The organism is uncultured Thiohalocapsa sp., from assembly GCF_913063425.1.
In the GTDB taxonomy this organism is placed as follows: Bacteria; Pseudomonadota; Gammaproteobacteria; order Chromatiales; family Chromatiaceae; genus Thiohalocapsa.
In genome coordinates this window covers 1-19,088 of record NZ_CAJXYK010000033.1, presented here as the reverse complement: position 1 = coordinate 19,088, position 19,088 = coordinate 1, and the positions used below count along the sequence as shown (strand labels likewise).

16 protein-coding genes are annotated in these 19,088 nt (G+C 70.1%); 10 read left to right on the top strand and 6 right to left on the bottom strand.

All coding sequences use genetic code 11. From position 1 onward, the window contains the following. The first annotated feature begins 39 nt into the window (after positions 1-39). The 9 genes from QZ607_RS16815 to QZ607_RS16775 all read left to right on the top strand — a co-directional run bounded on the left by QZ607_RS16815 (position 40) and on the right by QZ607_RS16775 (position 11,272). Positions 40-1,113 (top strand): ABC transporter substrate-binding protein, encoded by a 1,074-nt coding sequence (locus QZ607_RS16815; protein WP_295884918.1) that lies wholly within the window; start codon positions 40-42, stop codon positions 1,111-1,113. A gap of 168 nt (positions 1,114-1,281) precedes the next feature. After that, a complete protein-coding gene (gene acs / locus QZ607_RS16810; protein ID WP_295884917.1) occupies positions 1,282-3,228 on the top strand; it encodes an acetate--CoA ligase in 1,947 nt (648 codons plus the stop codon). A gap of 303 nt (positions 3,229-3,531) precedes the next feature. Continuing rightward, a complete protein-coding gene (locus QZ607_RS16805) occupies positions 3,532-4,365 on the top strand; it encodes an NYN domain-containing protein (protein WP_295884915.1) in 834 nt (277 codons plus the stop codon). A 260-nt stretch (positions 4,366-4,625) separates the two neighbouring features. Then, a complete protein-coding gene (pilB, locus tag QZ607_RS16800; protein WP_295884914.1) occupies positions 4,626-6,344 on the top strand; it encodes a type IV-A pilus assembly ATPase PilB in 1,719 nt (572 codons plus the stop codon). A 144-nt stretch (positions 6,345-6,488) separates the two neighbouring features. Next, the gene (locus tag QZ607_RS16795; protein WP_295884912.1) at positions 6,489-7,727 is read left to right on the top strand and encodes a type II secretion system F family protein; all 1,239 of its coding nucleotides are present in this window, start codon (positions 6,489-6,491) and stop codon (positions 7,725-7,727) included. 74 nt (positions 7,728-7,801) lie between these two features. Then, positions 7,802-8,734: an A24 family peptidase gene (locus QZ607_RS16790; protein WP_295884909.1), complete on the top strand. Its 933-nt coding sequence runs from the start codon at positions 7,802-7,804 to the stop codon at positions 8,732-8,734. A 141-nt stretch (positions 8,735-8,875) separates the two neighbouring features. Beyond that, positions 8,876-9,529 (top strand): dephospho-CoA kinase, encoded by a 654-nt coding sequence (gene coaE, locus QZ607_RS16785; protein WP_295884908.1) that lies wholly within the window; start codon positions 8,876-8,878, stop codon positions 9,527-9,529. 90 nt (positions 9,530-9,619) lie between these two features. After that, the gene (locus QZ607_RS16780) at positions 9,620-10,903 is read left to right on the top strand and encodes a chloride channel protein (protein ID WP_295884906.1); all 1,284 of its coding nucleotides are present in this window, start codon (positions 9,620-9,622) and stop codon (positions 10,901-10,903) included. A 135-nt stretch (positions 10,904-11,038) separates the two neighbouring features. Then, positions 11,039-11,272 carry a hypothetical protein gene (locus QZ607_RS16775; protein ID WP_295884904.1) on the top strand — a complete coding sequence of 78 codons (234 nt, stop codon included), beginning with the start codon at positions 11,039-11,041 and terminating at the stop codon, positions 11,270-11,272. Positions 11,273-11,369: 97 nt separating this feature from the next. Here QZ607_RS16775 and hisA read toward each other — a convergent pair whose 3' ends face one another. Together hisA and hisB are read right to left on the bottom strand one after the other, a co-directional pair. Continuing rightward, positions 11,370-12,134: a 1-(5-phosphoribosyl)-5-[(5-phosphoribosylamino)methylideneamino]imidazole-4-carboxamide isomerase gene (gene hisA, locus QZ607_RS16770; protein WP_295884902.1), complete on the bottom strand. Its 765-nt coding sequence runs from the start codon at positions 12,132-12,134 to the stop codon at positions 11,370-11,372. A gap of 80 nt (positions 12,135-12,214) precedes the next feature. Beyond that, complete coding sequence (hisB, locus tag QZ607_RS16765) at positions 12,215-12,823, bottom strand: imidazoleglycerol-phosphate dehydratase HisB (protein ID WP_295884899.1); 609 nt, start codon at positions 12,821-12,823, stop codon at positions 12,215-12,217. A gap of 201 nt (positions 12,824-13,024) precedes the next feature. On the opposite strand from hisB, the gene QZ607_RS16760 reads away from it, so the two are divergent. Beyond that, positions 13,025-15,709, top strand: coding sequence for a PAS domain S-box protein (locus QZ607_RS16760; RefSeq protein WP_295884897.1), 2,685 nt, complete (start codon positions 13,025-13,027; stop codon positions 15,707-15,709). A 71-nt stretch (positions 15,710-15,780) separates the two neighbouring features. On the opposite strand, the gene dtd is transcribed toward QZ607_RS16760, so the two are convergent. The 4 genes from dtd to QZ607_RS16740 all read right to left on the bottom strand — a co-directional run. Then, positions 15,781-16,218 carry a D-aminoacyl-tRNA deacylase gene (dtd, locus tag QZ607_RS16755; RefSeq protein WP_295884894.1) on the bottom strand — a complete coding sequence of 146 codons (438 nt, stop codon included), beginning with the start codon at positions 16,216-16,218 and terminating at the stop codon, positions 15,781-15,783. After that, positions 16,215-17,204, bottom strand: coding sequence for a prolyl aminopeptidase (gene pip / locus QZ607_RS16750; RefSeq protein ID WP_295884893.1), 990 nt, complete (start codon positions 17,202-17,204; stop codon positions 16,215-16,217). The genes dtd and pip overlap by 4 nt, the downstream gene beginning before the upstream one ends. A gap of 459 nt (positions 17,205-17,663) precedes the next feature. Next, positions 17,664-17,834 (bottom strand): hypothetical protein, encoded by a 171-nt coding sequence (locus QZ607_RS16745; protein WP_295884891.1) that lies wholly within the window; start codon positions 17,832-17,834, stop codon positions 17,664-17,666. Positions 17,835-17,849: 15 nt separating this feature from the next. Continuing rightward, on the bottom strand, positions 17,850-19,088 hold a 1,239-nt coding region (locus QZ607_RS16740; RefSeq protein ID WP_367268213.1), incomplete at its 5' end, for a thioredoxin domain-containing protein.

The window sequence follows — 19,088 nt, the reverse complement described above, 5'->3', positions numbered from 1 at the left end:
CGATCCGTACCCCGGACACATCTGTACTGAGGAGCTTCCATGAACACCAACCGAACGCTGGCCCTGGGCCTGGCGGCCATCGGGCTGCTGCTCATCGTCGCCGGCCCGCTGCTGCCGGGCGGCGAGCGCGCGCTCGTCAACGACCCGCCGCGCACCGGTCACGTCACCGATCTGGCCCGCGCCGATGACGGCTCCATCCTGGCCGGAACTCAGGACGGCGAGCTCTGGCGCCTCGCCGACGGCACCTGGGCGCCCGTGGACGTGGACCTGGGCGGCGCGCCGGTGACCGCGCTGGCGGCGGACCTGTCCGGCGATCCGAGCAAGGGCCCCATCGGCACCGGCGCGGGACTGGTCAATGCGCCGGGCACGCTGCCCCCCATCACGGTGCGGGTCAGCGACGAGTCCGCCACCGCCGCCGGCCTGGTGGTGGCCACCGGCGATGGGCTCCTGGTGGAGGCCGACGGCGACTGGCAGCGCCAGCTTCCGGGCGTGCACGTCTACCGGCTGGAGCCGCAGCGCATCGACGGCACCGACTATCTGCACGCGGGCACAGTGGACGCCGGCGTGTACACCGCCCCGGTGTCGGACCTGGCGGGCTTCAGCCCGAACAGCGACGGGCTGCCGCAGCAGGGCAACGTGTTCAGCTTTGTGATCACGGCGGGCGGCCGGCTCGTCGCAGGCACCAGCAAAGGCTTGTATTGGCAGGAGGCGCCGATGCAGCCCTGGCAGCCGCTCAAGGTGGGACTGGAGCAGAGCCGCATGCTCTCGCTGCACCTGGAGCCCGAGCGGGGCGACACCCAGCGCCTGTGGATCGGCAGCGACGACGGCCTCTTCAGCGTCGCCCTGACCGAGGATGACGCGGGGGTCACCGCCGCGGCCTATGCAGAGCCCGCCGCCGGCCCGGACGATGGGCTGCGCTACGGCGTGAGCTGGATCGTGCCGTTCGAGGACGGTGTCATGTTCAGCTCGGGCGGCGTCTACCAGTTCGGCAGCTTCGGGCTGCCCGGCTGGTACTGGATCTCCCTGCTCGGCGTCGTGCTGCTGCTGCTCGGCGGCTGGCTGTTTCCGGCCCGCGACGCTGCGCCGGCGTCTGCCGGCAACGCGCCTGACTGAGCCGCACCGCGCGCGGCGCGGCTCGCCGCGGGCGCTGCCGCACCGGCCTGGGGGCCGGTGGCGAGCGGCCCGGCGAGGGTTTAGACTCACGCATTTTCGCAGCCCAGAAGAAGCCGGTGCGACGCCGCCGGTCGTCCGCCCACCGCAGCCCACCCGAGGAGCCCCGCCATGTCCGACACCAAGATCTACGAAGTGCCCGCAGATGTCGCCGCCAAGGCGCACATCGACGAAGACCGCTACAACGCCATGTACCAGCGCTCCGTGGACGACCCCGAAGGATTCTGGGCGGAGTACGCTGGGGAATTCGTCACCTGGTTCAAGCAATGGGACCGGGTCATGGACTACAGCTACGACGCTGAGAACCTGTACATCCGCTGGTTCGAGGGCGGCAAGCTGAACGTCTCCTACAACTGCCTGGACCGGCATCTGGACACGCGCGGCGACCAGACGGCGATCATCTGGGAAGGTGACAACCCGGAAGAAGACAAGCACATCAGCTATCGCGAGCTGCACGCCGATGTCTGCAGGCTCGCCAACGCCATGAAGGCCCGCGGTGTCCAGAAAGGCGACCGGGTGTGCATCTACCTGCCCATGATTCCGGAGGCGGCGGTGGCCATGCTCGCCTGCACCCGCATCGGCGCCGTGCACTCCATCGTGTTCGGCGGCTTCTCGCCCGATTCGCTGCGCGACCGCATCCAGGACTCCGAGTGCCGGCTCATCATCACTTCCGACGAAAGCGTGCGCGGCGGGCGCAATGTGCCGCTCAAGAAAAACGCCGACCAGGCGCTGGCGGAGTGCCCGAGCATCGACACCTGCATCGTGGTCAGGCGCACCGGCGGTGAGGTCGCCTGGAGCGAGGGCCGCGATGTCTGGTACCACGAGGCCCTGGCCGCCGCGGACCCGGTCTGCGAGCCCGAGCCGATGGATGCGGAGGACCCGCTCTTCATCCTCTACACCTCCGGCTCCACCGGCAAGCCGAAGGGCGTGCTGCACACCACCGGCGGCTACCTCGTCTTCGCCGCCATGACGCACAAGTACACCTTCGACTACCAGGACGGCGAGGTCTACTGGTGCACCGCCGACGTGGGCTGGGTCACGGGCCATACCTACATCGTCTATGGGCCGCTCGCCAACGGCGCCATCTCCCTGATGTTCGAGGGCATCCCGAACTATCCGGACATGTCCCGGTTCTGGCAGGTGGTCGACAAGCACAACGTCGCCATCTTCTACACAGCACCCACCGCCATCCGCGCACTCATGCGCGCCGGCGAGGACCCGGTCAAGCAGACCTCCCGCAAGAGCCTGCGCATCCTCGGCTCCGTCGGCGAGCCCATCAACCCGGAAGCCTGGGAGTGGTATCACAACGTCGTCGGCGACGGCCGTTGCCCCATCGTCGACACCTGGTGGCAGACCGAGACCGGCGGCCATCTCATCACCCCGCTGCCGGGGGCGACGGCGCTCAAGCCGGGCTCCGCCTCGCGCCCCTTCTTCGGCGTGGTGCCGGCGCTGGTGGACCCGGCCGAGGGCACGCTGCTGGAGGGCGCGGCCGAAGGCGCGCTGGTCATCACGCAGCCCTGGCCCGCGCAGATGCGCACGGTCTACGGCGACCATCAGCGCTTCATCGACACCTACTTCAAGCAGTACCCGGGCTATTACTTCTCGGGCGACGGCGCCCGCCGGGACGAGGACGGCTACTACTGGATCACGGGCCGCATCGACGACGTGCTGAACGTCTCCGGCCACCGCCTGGGCACCGCCGAGATCGAATCCGCGCTGGTGCTGCATGACGACGTCGCGGAGGCGGCCGTGGTCGGCTATCCCCACGACATCAAGGGCCAGGGCATCTACGCCTATGTCACCACCATGGCCGGGGTCGAGCCCACGGACGAGCTGAAGAAGGACCTGGTGAAGCTGGTGCGCACCGAGATCGGTCCCATTGCCACCATCGACATCATCCAGTGGGCACCGGGTCTGCCGAAGACCCGCTCCGGCAAGATCATGCGCCGTATCCTGCGCAAGATCGCCGCCAACGAGGTGGGCGCACTGGGTGACACCTCGACGCTCGCGGATCCGACCGTGGTCGATGACCTCATCGAGAACCGCGCCAACCACTGAGCCGCCGCGCGGACCGCATCAGCGGCATCGGCGCTGCCCGTCGGCACTGCGGTCGCGGGCACGCGCCGACACGGCGGCCGGCATCCGTCTGCGCGCTGGCCTGCCGGCGCCGCGCAGCGGCCGGTCCTCCCCTCCGCTCCGACCGCCGCTCGCACAAGCCGCGTCGCACGCGGCCCACTTGCATCCCAACCCCGTGCGCTCCCCACCGGGCCACCTGCTGCGACGGCGCATCGCGCCGTCGCAGCAGGTGGCCGTTACCTCAACATCGACGCGAGCGCCACCAGACCCACAGGAGCTTCAGTCTTGCCATCCCTGCCGAGAGTCGGCGTCTATGTCGACGCCGAGAACATCCGCTACAACGGCGGTTATCAGATGCGTTACGACGTGCTGCGCAACTTCGCCGCACGCCAGGACGGTATCCTGCAACGACTCAACACCTACATCGCCTATGACGCGCAGCGCGCCGACGAGGACCCTGACTACAAGAAAAAGTCCCGCGCCTACCAGCAGATGGTCCGGGACTTCGGCTGGAAGATCACGGTCAAGCACGTCCGCCGCTACACCGACGAGGCGGGCAACGTCTCCACCAAGGCCAATGCCGATCTCGACATGGCCGTGGACGCCATGCTTCAGGCCGAGAAGCTGGAGCAGGTGATTCTCGTGACCGGCGACGGCGACTTCCTGCAGGTGGTGGACGCGCTGCAGAACCGCGGCTGCCGTGTTGAGCTCATCGGCTTCAAGAATGTCTCCAGGCAACTGCAGCAGGAAGTGGATGCCTTCTGGTCCGGCTTTCTGATCCCGGACCTGCTGCCGGTGTCCTACGAGCCGCGCAACGAATGGGGCAAGCCGGGCGCCTGTGTGCGCGGTGTGTGTACCAAGTGGTTTCCGGATAAGGGTTACGGCTTTCTGCGCTTCATGAGCCACATCTCCGACAACCTCTGGACCGTGGACCCGCGCGACCCGACCTCACCCTATGTGAGCGTCTTCTGCCACGCCAACGAAGTGGCGGAAGACGTGGGCGAAGAGATGTTGATGAACCGCGAGACCATCCTGGAGTTCTATCTCGCCGAGAGCGAGCAGAAGGACAACGGGCTGGTGGCGCAGAATGTGCGTCTCGCCTTCGGCGTCAATCGCTGAAGCGCGAACAAAAGCCCACTTCGATGCCCGACAAACGGACTAGACTGAAGGTCGAGCGGCGATGCGCCCGGGCCCCGGGAGCGCAGCGCCTGCATCGACAGCGGTGCTGGTGATGGACCGGCGCGCGGCGGCACCGAACACGCGTTGTGGCACACTCGCCGTCACGGCGCCCGGTGGCCCGGCCTGCCCCGGCACCGGGTACGGTTGGCGGTCACAGGCCGGCGCGCGATCCAGTCCGGACGGCCGTTTGAGGAGCCTGCATGTCCACTGAACAAGCCCATGTTCTTCCCAGCGGCTTGACCCGACGCCTGGTGCGCGACAGCCTGCTCACCGAGCAGCAGGCGCAGACGGCGCACATCGAGTCGGCGCGCCGCCGTCAGCCCCTGATCCAATACCTTGTCACAGAAAAGGTACTGGACAGCCGCAGTATCGCCGTGGCCGCCTCCCAGGAGTTCGGCGTCCCCCTCCTGGATCTCGACGCCCTCGACCGCCAGACCATGCCGCTGACGCTGGTGGACGAGAAGCTGATCCGCAAGCACCGGGTGCTGCCCATCCACAGGCGCGGCAACCGGCTGTTCCTGGCGGTGTCCGACCCCACGAACGACCGCGCGCTGGAGGAGATCCGCTTCAACACCGGCATGGCCACGGATGCCATTCTGGTGGAGGAGGCCAAGCTCGCCGCCGCCATCGACCAGGCCATGGAGGCCCAGGACACCACCATGTCCGACATCATGGACACGGACCTGGACAACCTCGACATCGCGAGCGACGACGAGCCGGGAGCCGGCGGCGACGACTCGGACCTGAACGTCGACGACGCCCCCGTGGTGCGCTATGTCAACAAGGTGCTGGTGGACGCCATCGCCGCGTCTGCCTCGGACATCCACTTCGAGCCCTACGAGAAGTTCTTCCGCATCCGCTACCGCCAGGACGGCATGCTGCGGGAGGTGGCCAACCCGCCCATCAGCATCTCCGCGCGCCTGGTGGCCCGGCTCAAGGTCATGTCGCGCATGAACATCGCCGAGCGGCGCGTGCCGCAGGACGGGCGCATCAAGCTCAAGCTGAGCCGCACCCGCGACATCGACTTCCGTGTCAACACCCTGCCGACGCTCTACGGCGAGAAGGTGGTGCTGCGAATCCTCGACTCCAGCGCCGCCACTGTCGGCATCGACCAGCTCGGCATGGAGCCGGAGCAGAAGACCGCATTCCTGCAGTGCATCAAGAAGCCCTACGGCATGGTCCTGGTGACCGGCCCCACCGGCTCCGGCAAGACCGTGTCGCTCTACACGGCACTCAATCTGCTCAATGCCCCGGACATCAACATCTCCACCGTCGAAGACCCGGTGGAGATTCAGGTCGCCGGCATCAATCAGGTCAACATGAACCCGAAAACGGGCATGACCTTCGCCGCCGCCCTGCGTGCCTTCCTGCGCCAGGACCCGGACATCGTCATGGTGGGCGAGATCCGCGATCTGGAAACCGCCGAGATCGCCGTGAAGGCCGCCCAGACCGGCCACCTGGTGCTGTCCACGCTGCACACCAACGACGCGCCGCAGTGCCTGACGCGTCTCGCGAACATGGGCGTGCCGCCGTTCAACATCGCCTCCTCGGTGCTGCTCATCATGGCGCAGCGCCTCGCCCGCCGGCTCTGCCCGCACTGTCGCGAGGAGGACGACCTGCCGCGGGAGGCGCTCATCGAAGAGGGCTTCACCGAAGAGGAGATCGCCGAAGGGGTCACCGTCTACAAGGCCGTCGGCTGCGACCGCTGCGTGGACGGCTACAAGGGCCGGGTCGGCATCTTTCAGGTGATCAAGGTGTCAGAGGAAATGGGGCGCCTGATCATGGAGGGCGGCAATTCCATCCAGCTCGCGGACCAGGCGGACAAGGAGGGCTATGCGGATCTGCGCCGCTCCGGGCTGCGCAAGGTCAAGGCCGGCGTCACCAGCCTCCTGGAGCTGAACCGCGTCACCAAGGACTGACACTCAACCCAAAACCACTGACGCCGCGGCGGCCCAACCCGCACGCGGCAGGTCGCAGATCGCGCCCCCGCAGTACAGCGCTCAGGCATTGAGCCTCCAGTCATCGAGCCCAGCGCAATCGAGCCCAGCCCCCGGAACCCGCACATGGCCGTCACCGCCTTACAGAAGCCCAAGACCGAGAAGGCCCACATCTTCGCCTGGGAGGGCGTCGACCGCCGCGGCAACCGCGTCAAGGGCGACCTGCGCGCGCCGAGCGTCGCCCTGGTGCGCGCCGACCTGCGTCGCCAGGGGGTCAACCCCACCAAGGTCCGCAAGAAGGCGCAACCGCTCTTCGGCGGCGGCAAGCGCAAGATCACGAGCCAGGACCTGACCGTGTTCAGCCGCCAGCTCGCGACCATGATGGCGGCGGGCGTGCCCCTGGTGCAGGCCTTCGACATCGTCGGCCGCGGGCACGACAATCCGAGCATGCAGGACCTGCTGCTCGCCATCAAACAGGACATCGAGAGCGGCACGGCCATGGCCGATGCCCTGCGCAAGTATCCGCTCTACTTCGACGACCTGGTGTGCAACCTGGTGGCCGCCGGCGAGGCCGCCGGTGTGCTGGACGTGCTGCTGGACAAGATCGCCACCTACAAGGAAAAGACCGAGTCCATCAAGGGCAAGATCAAGAAGGCGATGTTCTACCCGGCCGCGGTCATCCTGGTGGCCATCGGCGTGACCGTCGTCATCCTGTTGTTCGTCATCCCACAGTTCAAAGCCCTGTTCAGCAGCTTCGGCGCCGACCTGCCCGCCTTCACGCTGCTGGTCATCTCCCTGTCCGACATCCTGCGCGAGTACTGGTGGGCCGCGACGCTGGCCGTCGGCGGCGCCGTCTGGGGCATCGGCCAGCTCTTCAAGCGCTCACGCAAGTTCCGCGAGATCCTCGACCGCGTGGTGCTCAAGGTCCCCGTCATCGGCGGCATCCTGAACAAGGCCGCCATCGCCCGCTTCGCCCGCACCCTGTCCACCATGTTCGCCGCCGGCGTGCCGCTGGTGGAGGCGCTGGACTCTGTGGCCGGCGCCACCGGCAACATCGTCTACGGCAATGCGGTGCGGAAGATGCGCGAGGAGGTCGCCACGGGCCAGAGCCTGCAGCTCACCATGCGCCAGCGCAATCTGTTCCCGCACATGGTCATCCAGATGACCGCCATCGGCGAGGAGTCCGGCGCCCTGGACGAGATGCTCGCGAAGGTGGCGGACTTCTACGAAGAAGAGGTCGACAACGCCGTGGACGCCCTGAGCAGCCTGCTGGAGCCACTCATCATGGTGGTCATCGGCGGCCTCGTGGGCGGGCTCGTGGTGGCCATGTACCTGCCCATCTTCAAGCTCGCCGCCGTGGTCTGAGCCGCCATGCTCTGACCCGCCGGGCCGCCGCGCGCCCACGGCGGGCGTTCATCCACTGGGAGTCCTCCGACACCGTGCTCGCCACCATCGTCGAGACACCGGCTCTGCTCTTCATCACCGTGCTGCTGCTCGGGCTGGTGATGGGCAGCTTCCTCAACGTCGTCATCCTGCGGCTGCCGCGCATCATGGAGGGGGAATGGCGGCGGGAATGCGCGGAGCTCGCCGCCGAGGCCACGCCTCCACCCGCTGCGGCCGCTCCCGCTGCGGCCGACCCTGCCGGCGCCGATCCCGCCGCCGACCCCAGCTCGGCGGCACCCGCCCTGAGCCTCGCGCACCCGCCCTCCCATTGCCCTCACTGCGGCCACCGCATCCGGCCCTGGGAGAACATCCCGATCCTGAGCTGGCTCGTGCTGCGTGGGCGCTGCAGCGCCTGTGGCGCCGGCATCTCCTGGCGCTATCCCGTGGTGGAGGCGCTGACGGCGGTGCTGTCGCTGCTGGTGGTCTGGCACTTCGGCCCAACGCCCCAGGCGGCGGCGGCGCTGGTGCTCACCTGGGGGCTGGTGGCACTCGCCTTCATCGATGCCGACACCCAGCTGCTGCCGGACGACATCACGCTGCCGCTGCTCTGGCTCGGACTGGTGCTGAGCCTCTGGGGCATCTTCGTGGACAGCCACAGCGCCATCCTCGGCGCCGCCGCCGGTTATCTCAGCCTGTGGCTGGTGTTCCACGCCTTCCGGCTGCTCACGGGCAAGGAGGGCATGGGCCGCGGCGACTTCAAGCTGCTGGCGCTCTTCGGCGCCTGGATGGGCTGGCAGACCCTGCCGCAGATCGTGCTGCTGTCGGCGGTGCCCGGCGCCATCTTCGGCGTCGCGCTGCTGGCCACCGGCCGCACCGGGCGCGAGACGCCCATTCCCTTCGGCCCCTTCCTCGCCATCTCCGGCTGGGTCAATCTGCTCTGGGGGGCGGATATCGCCGGCGCCTATCTGCGTTTCAGTGGGCTTGCTTAGGGTTGTGCGGGGTATGGGGTACGGAGTACGGGTTTCGGGGTGCGGGCTTCGGGGTACGAAATGCCGAGCCGTTGGCGGTGGTGGTGGTCACGGGGTTGGTGCCACCTCTGCCGAGGTCAGCCTTGGGCGGTTTGGGGGATGATGGCGGGACTCACGAGCTCACATCAGCACGGTGGTTCAGGCAGCACCGCCCGCACCTTCGCGGTGGCGCTCACCGGCGGCATCGGCAGCGGCAAGAGTGCCGTGGCGGAGCAGTTCGCGGCCCTCGGTGTCAGCGTCATCGACGCCGATGCCATCTCCCACGCCCTCACGGCACCCCGCGGTGCGGCGCTGGCGCCCATCGCCGCGGCCTTCGGCAGCGGGGTCATCGGTGCAGACGGCGCCCTGGACCGCGCTGCCCTGCGCGAGCAGGTGTTCGCGGACCCCGCCGCGCGCCGGCGGCTGGAGGGCATCCTGCATCCGATGATCCGCACGCGCATGCAGGCGGACCTGGCAGCGGACACGGGCCCCTACGCCATCCTCGCCATCCCGCTCCTGGTGGAGACGGGCCAGACCGACATGGCCGACCGGGTGCTGGTGGTGGATGCCCCGGAAGATCTCTGCATCGCCCGTGTCGGCCGCCGCAGCGGGCTCACGCCGGAACAGGTCCGGCGCATCATGGCGAGCCAGGCGAGCCGGGCGGAGCGCCTCGCGGCGGCGGACGACGTCCTCGAGAACACCGGCCGCATCACCGACCTCGAGCCCAAGGTCCGCGCCCTGCACAGCCGCTATCTCGGCCTCGCCGCCGACACCTGACCCCGATCCTCCGCCCCGCCACTGTCGCACCCGCCAGCGCCGGCACCCTCAAAGGCCTGCGAGCCACCGGCCCCGGTAGAATGGGCCGGCATGGACGATGACTACCTGGCCTCCCTGCGTCTCACCCTGCTCGGTGCGGTGAGCGGGCTGCTCGCCGCGCTGGTGGTGCTCGCCTTCCGCAGCGCCATCGAGTGGGGCCAGTGGCTGCTGTTGCCCGCCGCCGGCGGCGACGGCTACGAGGTGCTGCCGCCCGCCGCCCGCCTCGCACTGCCGCTGGTCGCCGGGCTGCTGCTCGGCGTCGCCTTCGACCTGCTGCCCCGCCATCGCCGCGAGGTGGGCGTCGACCATGTGCTGAAGCGCCTGCAGGCCCCGGGCCGCGAGCGCCTGCCGCTCGGCAACATGCTGGTGCAGTTCCTGGGCGCCGTGGTGGCCATCGTCGGCGGGCATTCCGTGGACCGGGAAGGTCCCGCGGTGCACCTGGGCGCCGGCAGCGCCAGCTTCGTCGGCTCGCGGCTGGGGCTGGATGCGGAAGAAGAGCGCACCCTGCTCGCCGCCGGCGCCGCCGCGGCCATCGCCGCCGCCTTCGACACGCCGCTCGCGGGCGTGGTGTTCAGCATCGAGGTGCTGCGCATCCGCTACCAGGTGAGCCGCTTCCTGCCGGTCATCGTCGCCGCCGTGGTCGGCGCCATGGCGAGCCGGCTGCTGGCCATGGACGACCCGGGCTTCCCCGTGGTGCCGGAGCACCTGGGCTCGCACTGGGAGATCCTCGCGATGCTGAGCCTCGGCGCCGTCATCGGCCTGCTGGCGGTGGCCTTCACGACGCTGGCCACGAGGCTGCTGCGGCGCACCGGCCGCTGGCCCTGCAGTGTCACCTTCTCCGCTGCCGGCCTGCTCACCGGCGTGCTGGCGCTGTGGACGCCGCAGATCATGGGCATCAGCTACGACACCCTGGCGGTCATGCTGCTGGGCGAGGCGGAGCTGGCCCTGGTGCTGCCCCTGGTGGCCACCAAGCTCATCGCCACCGCCGCGAGCATCGGGCTCAAGGTGCCGGGCGGGCTTATCGGCCCGACGCTCTTCATCGGCGGTGCCGCGGGCGCCACGCTCGGCCTGCTGCTGGCCGCCGCCGGCGCGGAGCAGGCCGCCTCGTCCGGCTTCTACGCCACCATCGGCATGGCGGCCATGATGGGTGCGACGCTGCGCGCCCCCCTCGCGGCCCTCACAGCGCTGCTGGAGCTCACCGCCAACCCCAACATCATCCTGCCCGGCATGCTCGCCGTGGCCACCGCAGAGCTGGTGACCCGCGCCTGGCGCGGCGAGCGGTCGGTGTTCGATCTGTTGCTGGACGCACAGCCGCTCGGTACACGCAGCAAGTGACCCTGGCCGGCCCAGGACCGTTCGGCGGGCGTGTGTTGATCTTTGTCAGTCTATGCGGCTACTGTCGTGTACGTACGCCCGCGGCGCACGACGCCAAAGCGTGCTCAGCCAACCCACCGACAGGAGATCACAGCCATGGGCAAGCATCGCACCCACCGCCACCTCGCCATCGCTGCCATCGCCGCCAGCCTGCTGCTGGGGGCCAATGGCGCCGTCATGGCCGTCGAATGCAAAGGCATGGAGAAAAGCGCCTGCGAGCGCAATGAGGCCCAGTGCAGCTGGGTGGACGGCTACACCCGCTCGGACGGGGTCAAGGTGAGCGGCCACTGCCGCAAGAAGCCGGGCAAGAAGTCCAGCTCCGGGAGCTGATGCCCGCCGGCACCCGGGCGTGATCCCGTCCGGGTGTCGCACGCGGTCCGTGCCGAATCAACGGCACGGGCTCAAGACGCCCAACCGGCGCCGCAGCTCAGCCCGAAGTGCCGACGCCGGCCGCGGCATCCGCCACCCGCTGCCCCTCCGCGAAGTCCAGGGTCCCCTCGTAGATGGCCCGGCCGGTGATGGCGCCGATGATGCCGGGCCCCTGCCCTGCTCCCGCCACCGCGGCGAGCGCGCGCACGTCGTCGATGCCGGTGATGCCGCCGGAGGCGATGATGGGCACCGCGACCGCGTCGGCAAGCCGCGCGGTGGCCTCCACATTCGGCCCCGTCAGCATGCCGTCGCGGCCGATGTCGGTGTAGACGATTGCCGAGACGCCGTCGCGCTCGAAGCGCCGGGCGAGGTCCTGCACCCGGTGGTCGGTGACCACCGCCCAGCCGTTGATGGCCACCTGCCCGTCCTTGGCGTCCAGCCCGACGATGATGTTGTCCGGGAAGGCATGGCAGGCGCGGGCGACGAAGTCCGGCTCCTTCACGGCCTGGGTGCCGATGATGCACCAGCTGACGCCCGCGTCCAGGTAGGCGGCGATGGTGCGCTCGTCGCGGATGCCGCCGCCCACCTGGATGGGCAGGCCCGGACAGGCGGCGGCGATGGCGCGGATGGCCTCGCCGTTCACCGGCTCGCCGGCGAAGGCGCCGTTCAGGTCCACCAGGTGCAGCCGCCGGGCGCCGGCATCGCGCCAGCGCGCGGCGACGGCGACGGGATCGTCGCCGAACACCGTCTCGTCATCCATGCGGCCCTGGCGCAGGCGCACGCATTTGCCGTCTTTGAGGTCGATGGCGGGGATCAGGAGCATGGCGGACTCCGGTGTTGGCGAGGGCGGGGTGCGGCGCAGGAGGTGCGCGGCGGCTGACCCGAGTCTGTGGCTGCCGGCCGTCAGAGCGCACCCTTGGTGGACGGCGTGACCCCGCCCATTCGGGCATCCGGCTCCACGGCCATGCGCAGCGCCCGGCCGAAGGCCTTGAAGACGGTCTCCGCCTGGTGATGGGCGTTGAGGCCGCGCAGGTTGTCGATGTGCAGGGTGAGCGCCGCGTGGTTGGTGAGGCCCTGGAAGAACTCCCGCAGCAGGTCCACGTCGAAGCCGCCGATGAGCGCGCGGGTGTAGTCCACGTTGTAGGTGAGCATGGGCCGCCCGGAGAGGTCCACCACCACGCGGGACAGGGCCTCGTCGAGCGGCACATAGGCGTGGCCGTAGCGACGGATGCCGCGCTTGTCCCCCAGGGCCTTGGCCAGCGCCTGCCCAAGGGTGATGCCGACGTCCTCCACCGTGTGGTGGGCGTCGATGTGCAGATCGCCCTCGGCGGCGATGTCCAGGTCGATCAGGCCGTGGCGGGCGATCTGGTCCAGCATGTGCTCCAGGAAGGGCACGCCGGTGCGGAAGCGGCCCTCGCCGCTGCCGTCCAGGTCCAGCGTGACGCGGATCTGGGTCTCCAGGGTGTTGCGCTCGATTTCCGCAGTGCGGTGGGGGGCGGTGGTCTGGCTCATGGGCGGTGCGCCGACGGTTGCATCTCGGCATTTAACCACAGCGGGCGCGGCGCCCGCAGCCGGATGCCGGGCTCCTGGCCGCCGACGCCGGTGCCGGACCACCGCGAGCCGCCGACGGCGGCCGCCACCAGCGCACCCTCCGCCCAACCGGTATACTCTTAACACGGCATTCCGCCGATCAGGGAGGCGAAACAATACCTGATGGCAGATCATGCGTCGGCGGACGAGCAGCTCTCGCGGCTGCTTATCGACAGCATCCGCGACTATGCCGTCTTCGCGCTGGACCCGGCGGGCCGCGTGCTGAGCTGGACCACCCCCGCGGAGCGCCTGCTCGGTTACCCGGCGCAGGCCGTGCTCGGCGAGCCCTTCGGGCGCTTCTACACGCCGGAAGACAGCGCCCGCGACGTGCCCGCGGAGGAGCTGCGGCAGGCCCTGGCGGCGGGCCGGGCGGAGCAGGCGCGCTGGTATGTGCGCCGGGACGGCTCCCGCGTCTGGTGCGACGGCATGACCACGCCGCTTGTCAGCGCGGACGGCGCGCCGTGCGGCTTCGCCAAGGTCCTGCGCGACCACACCGCCGTGAAGCGGGCCGAGGACGTACGCAACGACGCCCTGGCCTATGCCGAGAGCGTGGTGGAGACGGTGCGCGAGCCGCTGGTGGTGCTGGACGGCCGGCTGCGGGTGCAAAGCGCCAACCGCGCCTTCTACCGCACCTTCCAGGTGTCCCCGCAGGAGACGGCAGGCCGCTGCCTGTACGCGCTCGGCAACCGCCAGTGGGACATCCCCCGTCTGCGCACCCTGCTGGAGCAGATTCTGCCCGAGCGCACGACGTTCGAGGATTTCGAGGTCGAGCACGACTTCCCCGGTATCGGCCGGAAGATCATGCGCCTCAACGCCCGCAGGCTGCGGCACGCGGATGCCGAGCTGATCCTGCTGGCCATGGAGGATGTGACGGAGCTCCGGCGCGCGCAGGCGGCACGGCAGGCCCTCGAGACCCGCTTCACGTCCCTGGTGAAGAACATCAAGGACCACTCCATCTTCACCCTGGACACCGAGGGCCGGGTCACCAGCTGGAACATCGCCGCGGAGCACATCCTGGGCTACACGGAGGCGGAGGCGCTCGGCCGGCACTTTGCCTTCATCTTCACGCCGCAAGACCAGGCGCAGGGGCTGCCCGGGGCCGAGCTGCACGCGGCACGCGAGCGGGGCCGCGCCGAGGACGAGCGCTGGCACCTGCGCAAGGGCGGGGAGCGGTTCTGGGCGCTCGGCATCGTCAGCGCCCTGCACGACGCCGACGGCCGCCTCACCGGCTTCTCGAAGATCCTGCGCGACATGACCGAGCGCAAGCAGGCCGAGCAGGCGCTGCGCGACAGCGAGGAGCGACTCGCCTTCGCCCTGGAGATGAGCCACACCGGCGCCTGGGACCTCGATCTGGCCGACCACACCGCGCACCGGTCCCTTGAGCACGATCACATCTTCGGCTACGACCAACTGCTTCCGGCGTGGACCTATGAGATGTTCCTGGAACACGTCGTGCCAGAGGATCGCGCCATGGTGGACAGCCGCTTTCGCCATGCCGTCGCGACCGCAAGCGACTGGAGCTTCGATTGCCGCATCCGACGCGTCGACGGCGAGACCAGGTGGATCTGGGCCGCAGGTCGCCATCGCCCCGATGCCCCCGAACGCCCCCGCCGCATGGCCGGCGTCGTGCAGGACATCACCGAGCGCAAGCAGGCCGAGGCCGCGCTGCGCGAGCACCAGGCGCAGCTGCGCGCCCTGGCGAGCGAGCTGAGCCAGGCCGAGCAGCGTGAGCGCAAGCGGATCGCGAAGATCCTCCACGACCATGTGCAGCAGCTCATCGTCGCGGCACACATGCAGGTCGGCACGCTGCGGCGCGACATCCGCCCCGAGCGCCGCAGCGCCATCGCGCAGAGCGTTGAGGGCATTCTGAACGAAGCCCTGGAGACATCCCGCTCCCTGGCCGTGGAGCTGAGCCCGCCCATCCTGGAGGATGCCGGGCTGATCGGTGCCCTGCAGTGGCTTGTCTCCCGCATGCAGGCACAGTACGGGCTCAGCGTGCAGCTGCGCGCCGAGCCCGCGGCGGAGCCAGCGGCCGAGGACATCCGCTTGCTGCTCTTCGAATGCGTCCGCGAGCTGCTGCTGAACACCGTCAAGCACGCGGGCGTTGCCGACGTGGAGGTGACGCTGACCCGCACCTCGGGCACCGACATCACCCTCCGGGTGCGGGACGCGGGTCGGGGCTTCGACCCGGACCTCCTGGCAAAGCGTCGGGGCGCTGCCACAGGCTTCGGCCTGTTCAGCATCCAGGAGCGTCTCGCCTACCTTGGCGGCCGCATGGTGCTCGACACTGCCCAGGGCCGCGGCACCCGGGTGACGCTGGTGATCCCCGCACCGGCAGCCAAGGTCGCGGCGGCGGCCCCGCCGGCGGGGACTGCCGCGGCGGAGGCGACGGCGCTGTCCAACAGCGGGCGGCCGGCCCCGTGCCGGGTGCTCATCGTCGACGACCACCCCATCATGCGCGACGGACTGACGCGCCTGCTCGAGCTGGAGTCGGATATCGAGGTGGTGGGCAAGGCCTGCGACGGGCCACAGGCCATTGCGGCCGCCGAGAGCCTGGCGCCGGACGTCGTGCTCATGGACGTGAACCTTGGCGAGATGGACGGCATGGAGGCCACGCGGCAGATCCTCGCGCGCCGGCCCGGGATCAGTGTGATCGGCCTGTCCATGCACGACGACCAGGCCATCGCCGACGCCATGCGCGAGGCCGGCGCAGTGGCCTATCTGACCAAGGCCGGCCAGGCCGATGCGCTCATCGAGGCCATTCGCGCACACCGCGCAGCGGCCGAGCCGGACGCCGGCGCGGCATGAGAACGCAGATGAGGCGTCGGGTTTCACACTGCGCCTCCGGCCGCCTGCGCCCTTCCGACAGGCGCATGCCTTCAGGTCGTCAGCCAAAAGGTCACCGGCCCGTCGTTGGTGAGGCGCACCTGCATGTCGGCACCGAAGCGGCCGGTGGCCACGGGCTCATGGCGGGCCCGGGCGCGGGCCACCAGATGGTCGAACAGCCGCTCGCCCTCTGCCGGCGGCGCGGCTGACGTGAAGCTGGCGCGGGTGCCCTTTTTGGTGTCCGCCGCCAGGGTGAACTGCGGCACCAGCAGCAGCCCGCCGCCGATGTCGGTCACGCTCAGGTTCATGCGGCCGGCTGCGTCCGGAAACACCCGGTAGCCCAGCAGGCGCTCCAGCAGGCGCTCGGCGCGGGCCTCGTCATCGCCCTTCTGCACCCCCACCAGCACCAGCAGACCGCGGTCGATGCGGCCCACCTCGGCCTCGTCCACCGTCACGGCGGCCTCGCTCACCCGCTGCAGCAGGCCGATCACCGGCGGCCCGCGGACCGGCCGCCGAGCTGGTCCGCAAAGCGCTCGGTGGCCGCCACCAGCGCCGCGGCGATGCCGGGCTCGAAGGCGGCGTGCCCGGCGTCGGCGATGACCTGAAGCTCCGCCTTGGGCCAGGCCTGGTGCAGCTCCCAGGCGGAGCGCAGCGGGCAGATGGCGTCGTAGCGCCCATGCACGATGAGGCCCGGGATGTCCGCGAGCCGATGGGCGTCGCGCAGCAGCTGGTCCGGCTGAAGGAAGGCGTCGTGGAAGAAGTAATGGCATTCGATACGCGCCAGGCTGAGCGCCAGGCGGTCGTCCGAGAAGGCGCTGCGCACGCCGGCATCCGGCAGCAGGGTAGCGCACCGGCCCTCCCAGAGGGACCAGGCGTGGGCGGCGCGGTGCATGGCGGCCGCGTCCGCGCCGGTGAGCCGGCGGTGATAGGCGTGCACCAGGTCGCCGCGCTCCGCGGCCGGGATGACGCTGAGGAAGTCCTCCCAGTAATCCGGGAACAGCAGGCTCGCGCCCTGCTGGTAGAACCACTGGATCTCCCAGGGCCGGCACAGGAAGATGCCGCGCAGCACCAGCGCCGTGACCCGCTCCGGGTGGGTCTCGGCATAGGCGAGGGCCAGGGTGGAGCCCCAGGAGCCGCCGAACACCAGCCAGCGGTCGATGCCCAAGTGGGTGCGGATGCGCTCCAGGTCCGCCACCAGGTCCCAGGTGGTGTTGTGATCCAGCCCGGCATGCGGCGTGGAGCGGCCGCTGCCGCGCTGGTCGAAGAGCACCAGGCGCCAGCGCGACGGATCGAAGAAGCGGCGGTGGGTGGGGCCACAGCCGGCGCCCGGCCCGCCGTGCAGGAACACGGCGGGCAGCCCGGCGGGATTGCCGCATTCCTCAAGGTACAGAGCGTGCCCGTCGCCCACGTCCAGCCGATGCTGGGCATAGGGCTCGATGGGCGGAAACAGGGGGTTTGGACGGGTGGCGTCTTGCATGCGTGTGGGCGGGAGCGGCTGCGGTGGGTGGTCGCGGCAACGCGCAAGCGGCCGCGGGTCAGTGTAGTCCGATTCCTACAGGCTGCGGCGGCAATAAACCACAAAAAGCCATTGGCATTTGCGTCACACTAAAACCGTCGCCAGCAGGGATGCAACGGCACGGATGCAGCGGCACGGAAGCACAGGCAGGGACGCGCCCGCAAGGATGATCCGGCAGGGAAGCCATTGGATGGAGCCGGCGCACGGACTCGCAGCCCTCGGACCCACTCAACCACCGGCGACGTCGGCCCCCGGCAGGGATGCCCCGGGGGCCTTTTTCGTTCACACGGTCATGCTTCGTGCGATAGGCAGGGTAGTTGATGCGCGCCGCCCACAGCGGCGCGCCCCGGGCGGCGCCAGGCCGGCGGCGCTCGGGACCCGTGCGCCGGTGCCGATCTCGGCGGCGACCGCCACGGCCCGCTAGGCCGGCAGGGAGGCGTAGAAGGCCGCCACGTGCTGCGCCTCGGCCAGAGACAGCTTGTGCGCCACCGCGGCCATCATGCCGTCGTGATCGCCCGTGCGCTCGCCGGTGCCCCAGGCACTTGCCGCAGCACCGTCATCGGCGCGCAACAAAGCCGTCACAGAGGCCATGCGGCGGAGCCGCGCTCAGCCGGCGGTGAGCGCCGCCAGGCTGGTCACCGGCGGCTCGCAGTGGGTGCCGCGGCAACGATAGGCCAGGGCGCCGCTCGCGCCGGGCGCCATGGCGCCGAGGTTGCCGGGCAGATTCGTCGCCGTGCCGGGAATGGCCAGCACCACCCGCCGCGGTCGGCAGCCCTGCTGGGCCGCCGCCTGCCAGGTGCCGAGCTCCGGCTCCTCGGCGCGGATGACGATGGTCTCGGGCGGGGTGTGATACTCGTCCAGGGCCGCCAGCAGGCTGGCATGGGCATAGGGCACCCGGCGCATGGGCTCGGCGGCGAAGCGCAGCGTGGCGGCGGCGGCGTCCAGGTAGCGCGGCTCGCCGAGCAGGTGCCCCAGGCGCTGCAGCGCATGGGCGGCGACGCCGTTGCCCGACGGGATGGACTCATCCCCCAGCGGCTTGGGGCGGGTGATGAGCGCCTCGTGGTCGGCGGCGGTGAAGAAGAACCCGCCCTGCGCCGCATCGAAAAACTGCACCAGCAGCAGCTCCGCCAGGGCCAGGGCCCAGTCCAGGTCCGCACGGCGCCAGCGCACCTGAAGCAGCTCCAGCAGCGCGTCCAGCAGCAGCGCGTGGTCGTCCAGGTAGGCGTTGAGATGGGCGCGGCCGTCCTTGTAGGTCGCGAGCAGCCGCCCGTCGCGCCAGAGACTGTTGTGCAGGAAGCCGAGTGCCCGCTCCGCGGCGTCCAGCAGGTCCGCTCGGTCCAGGGTGCGGGCGGCGCGGGCCATGCCCTTGATCATGAGCGCGTTCCAGCTGGTCAGCACCTTCTCGTCGCGGCCCGGGCGCACACGCCTGGCACGCGCCGCCAGCAGCTTGACCCGGGCCGCTGCCAGCAGCGCCGCCGCCTCGGGCGCATCGAGCCCCTGCGCCGCCGCGACGTCCTCCGGCGTGCGGTACTGGTGCAGGTGCCAGCGGCCCTCGAAGTTGGGCGGGCGGTCGAGGCCGTAAACAGGCGCCACCAGCGCCAGCTCCTCCGGGGTCAGCAGCTCGGCGACCTCCTGCCTGTCCCAGACGTAGAAGCGGCCCTCCTCGCCCTCGCTGTCGGCATCCAGGCTGCTGTAGAAGCCGCCCTCGGGGCTCTGCATCTCGGCCATGGCCCAGTCGGCGGTGGCAGCGGCGGCCTCCCGAAAGACCTGCTCCCCGGTGATCTGCCAGGCATCGCAGCACAGCGCCAGCAGCGGGCCGTTGTCGTAGAGCATCTTCTCGAAGTG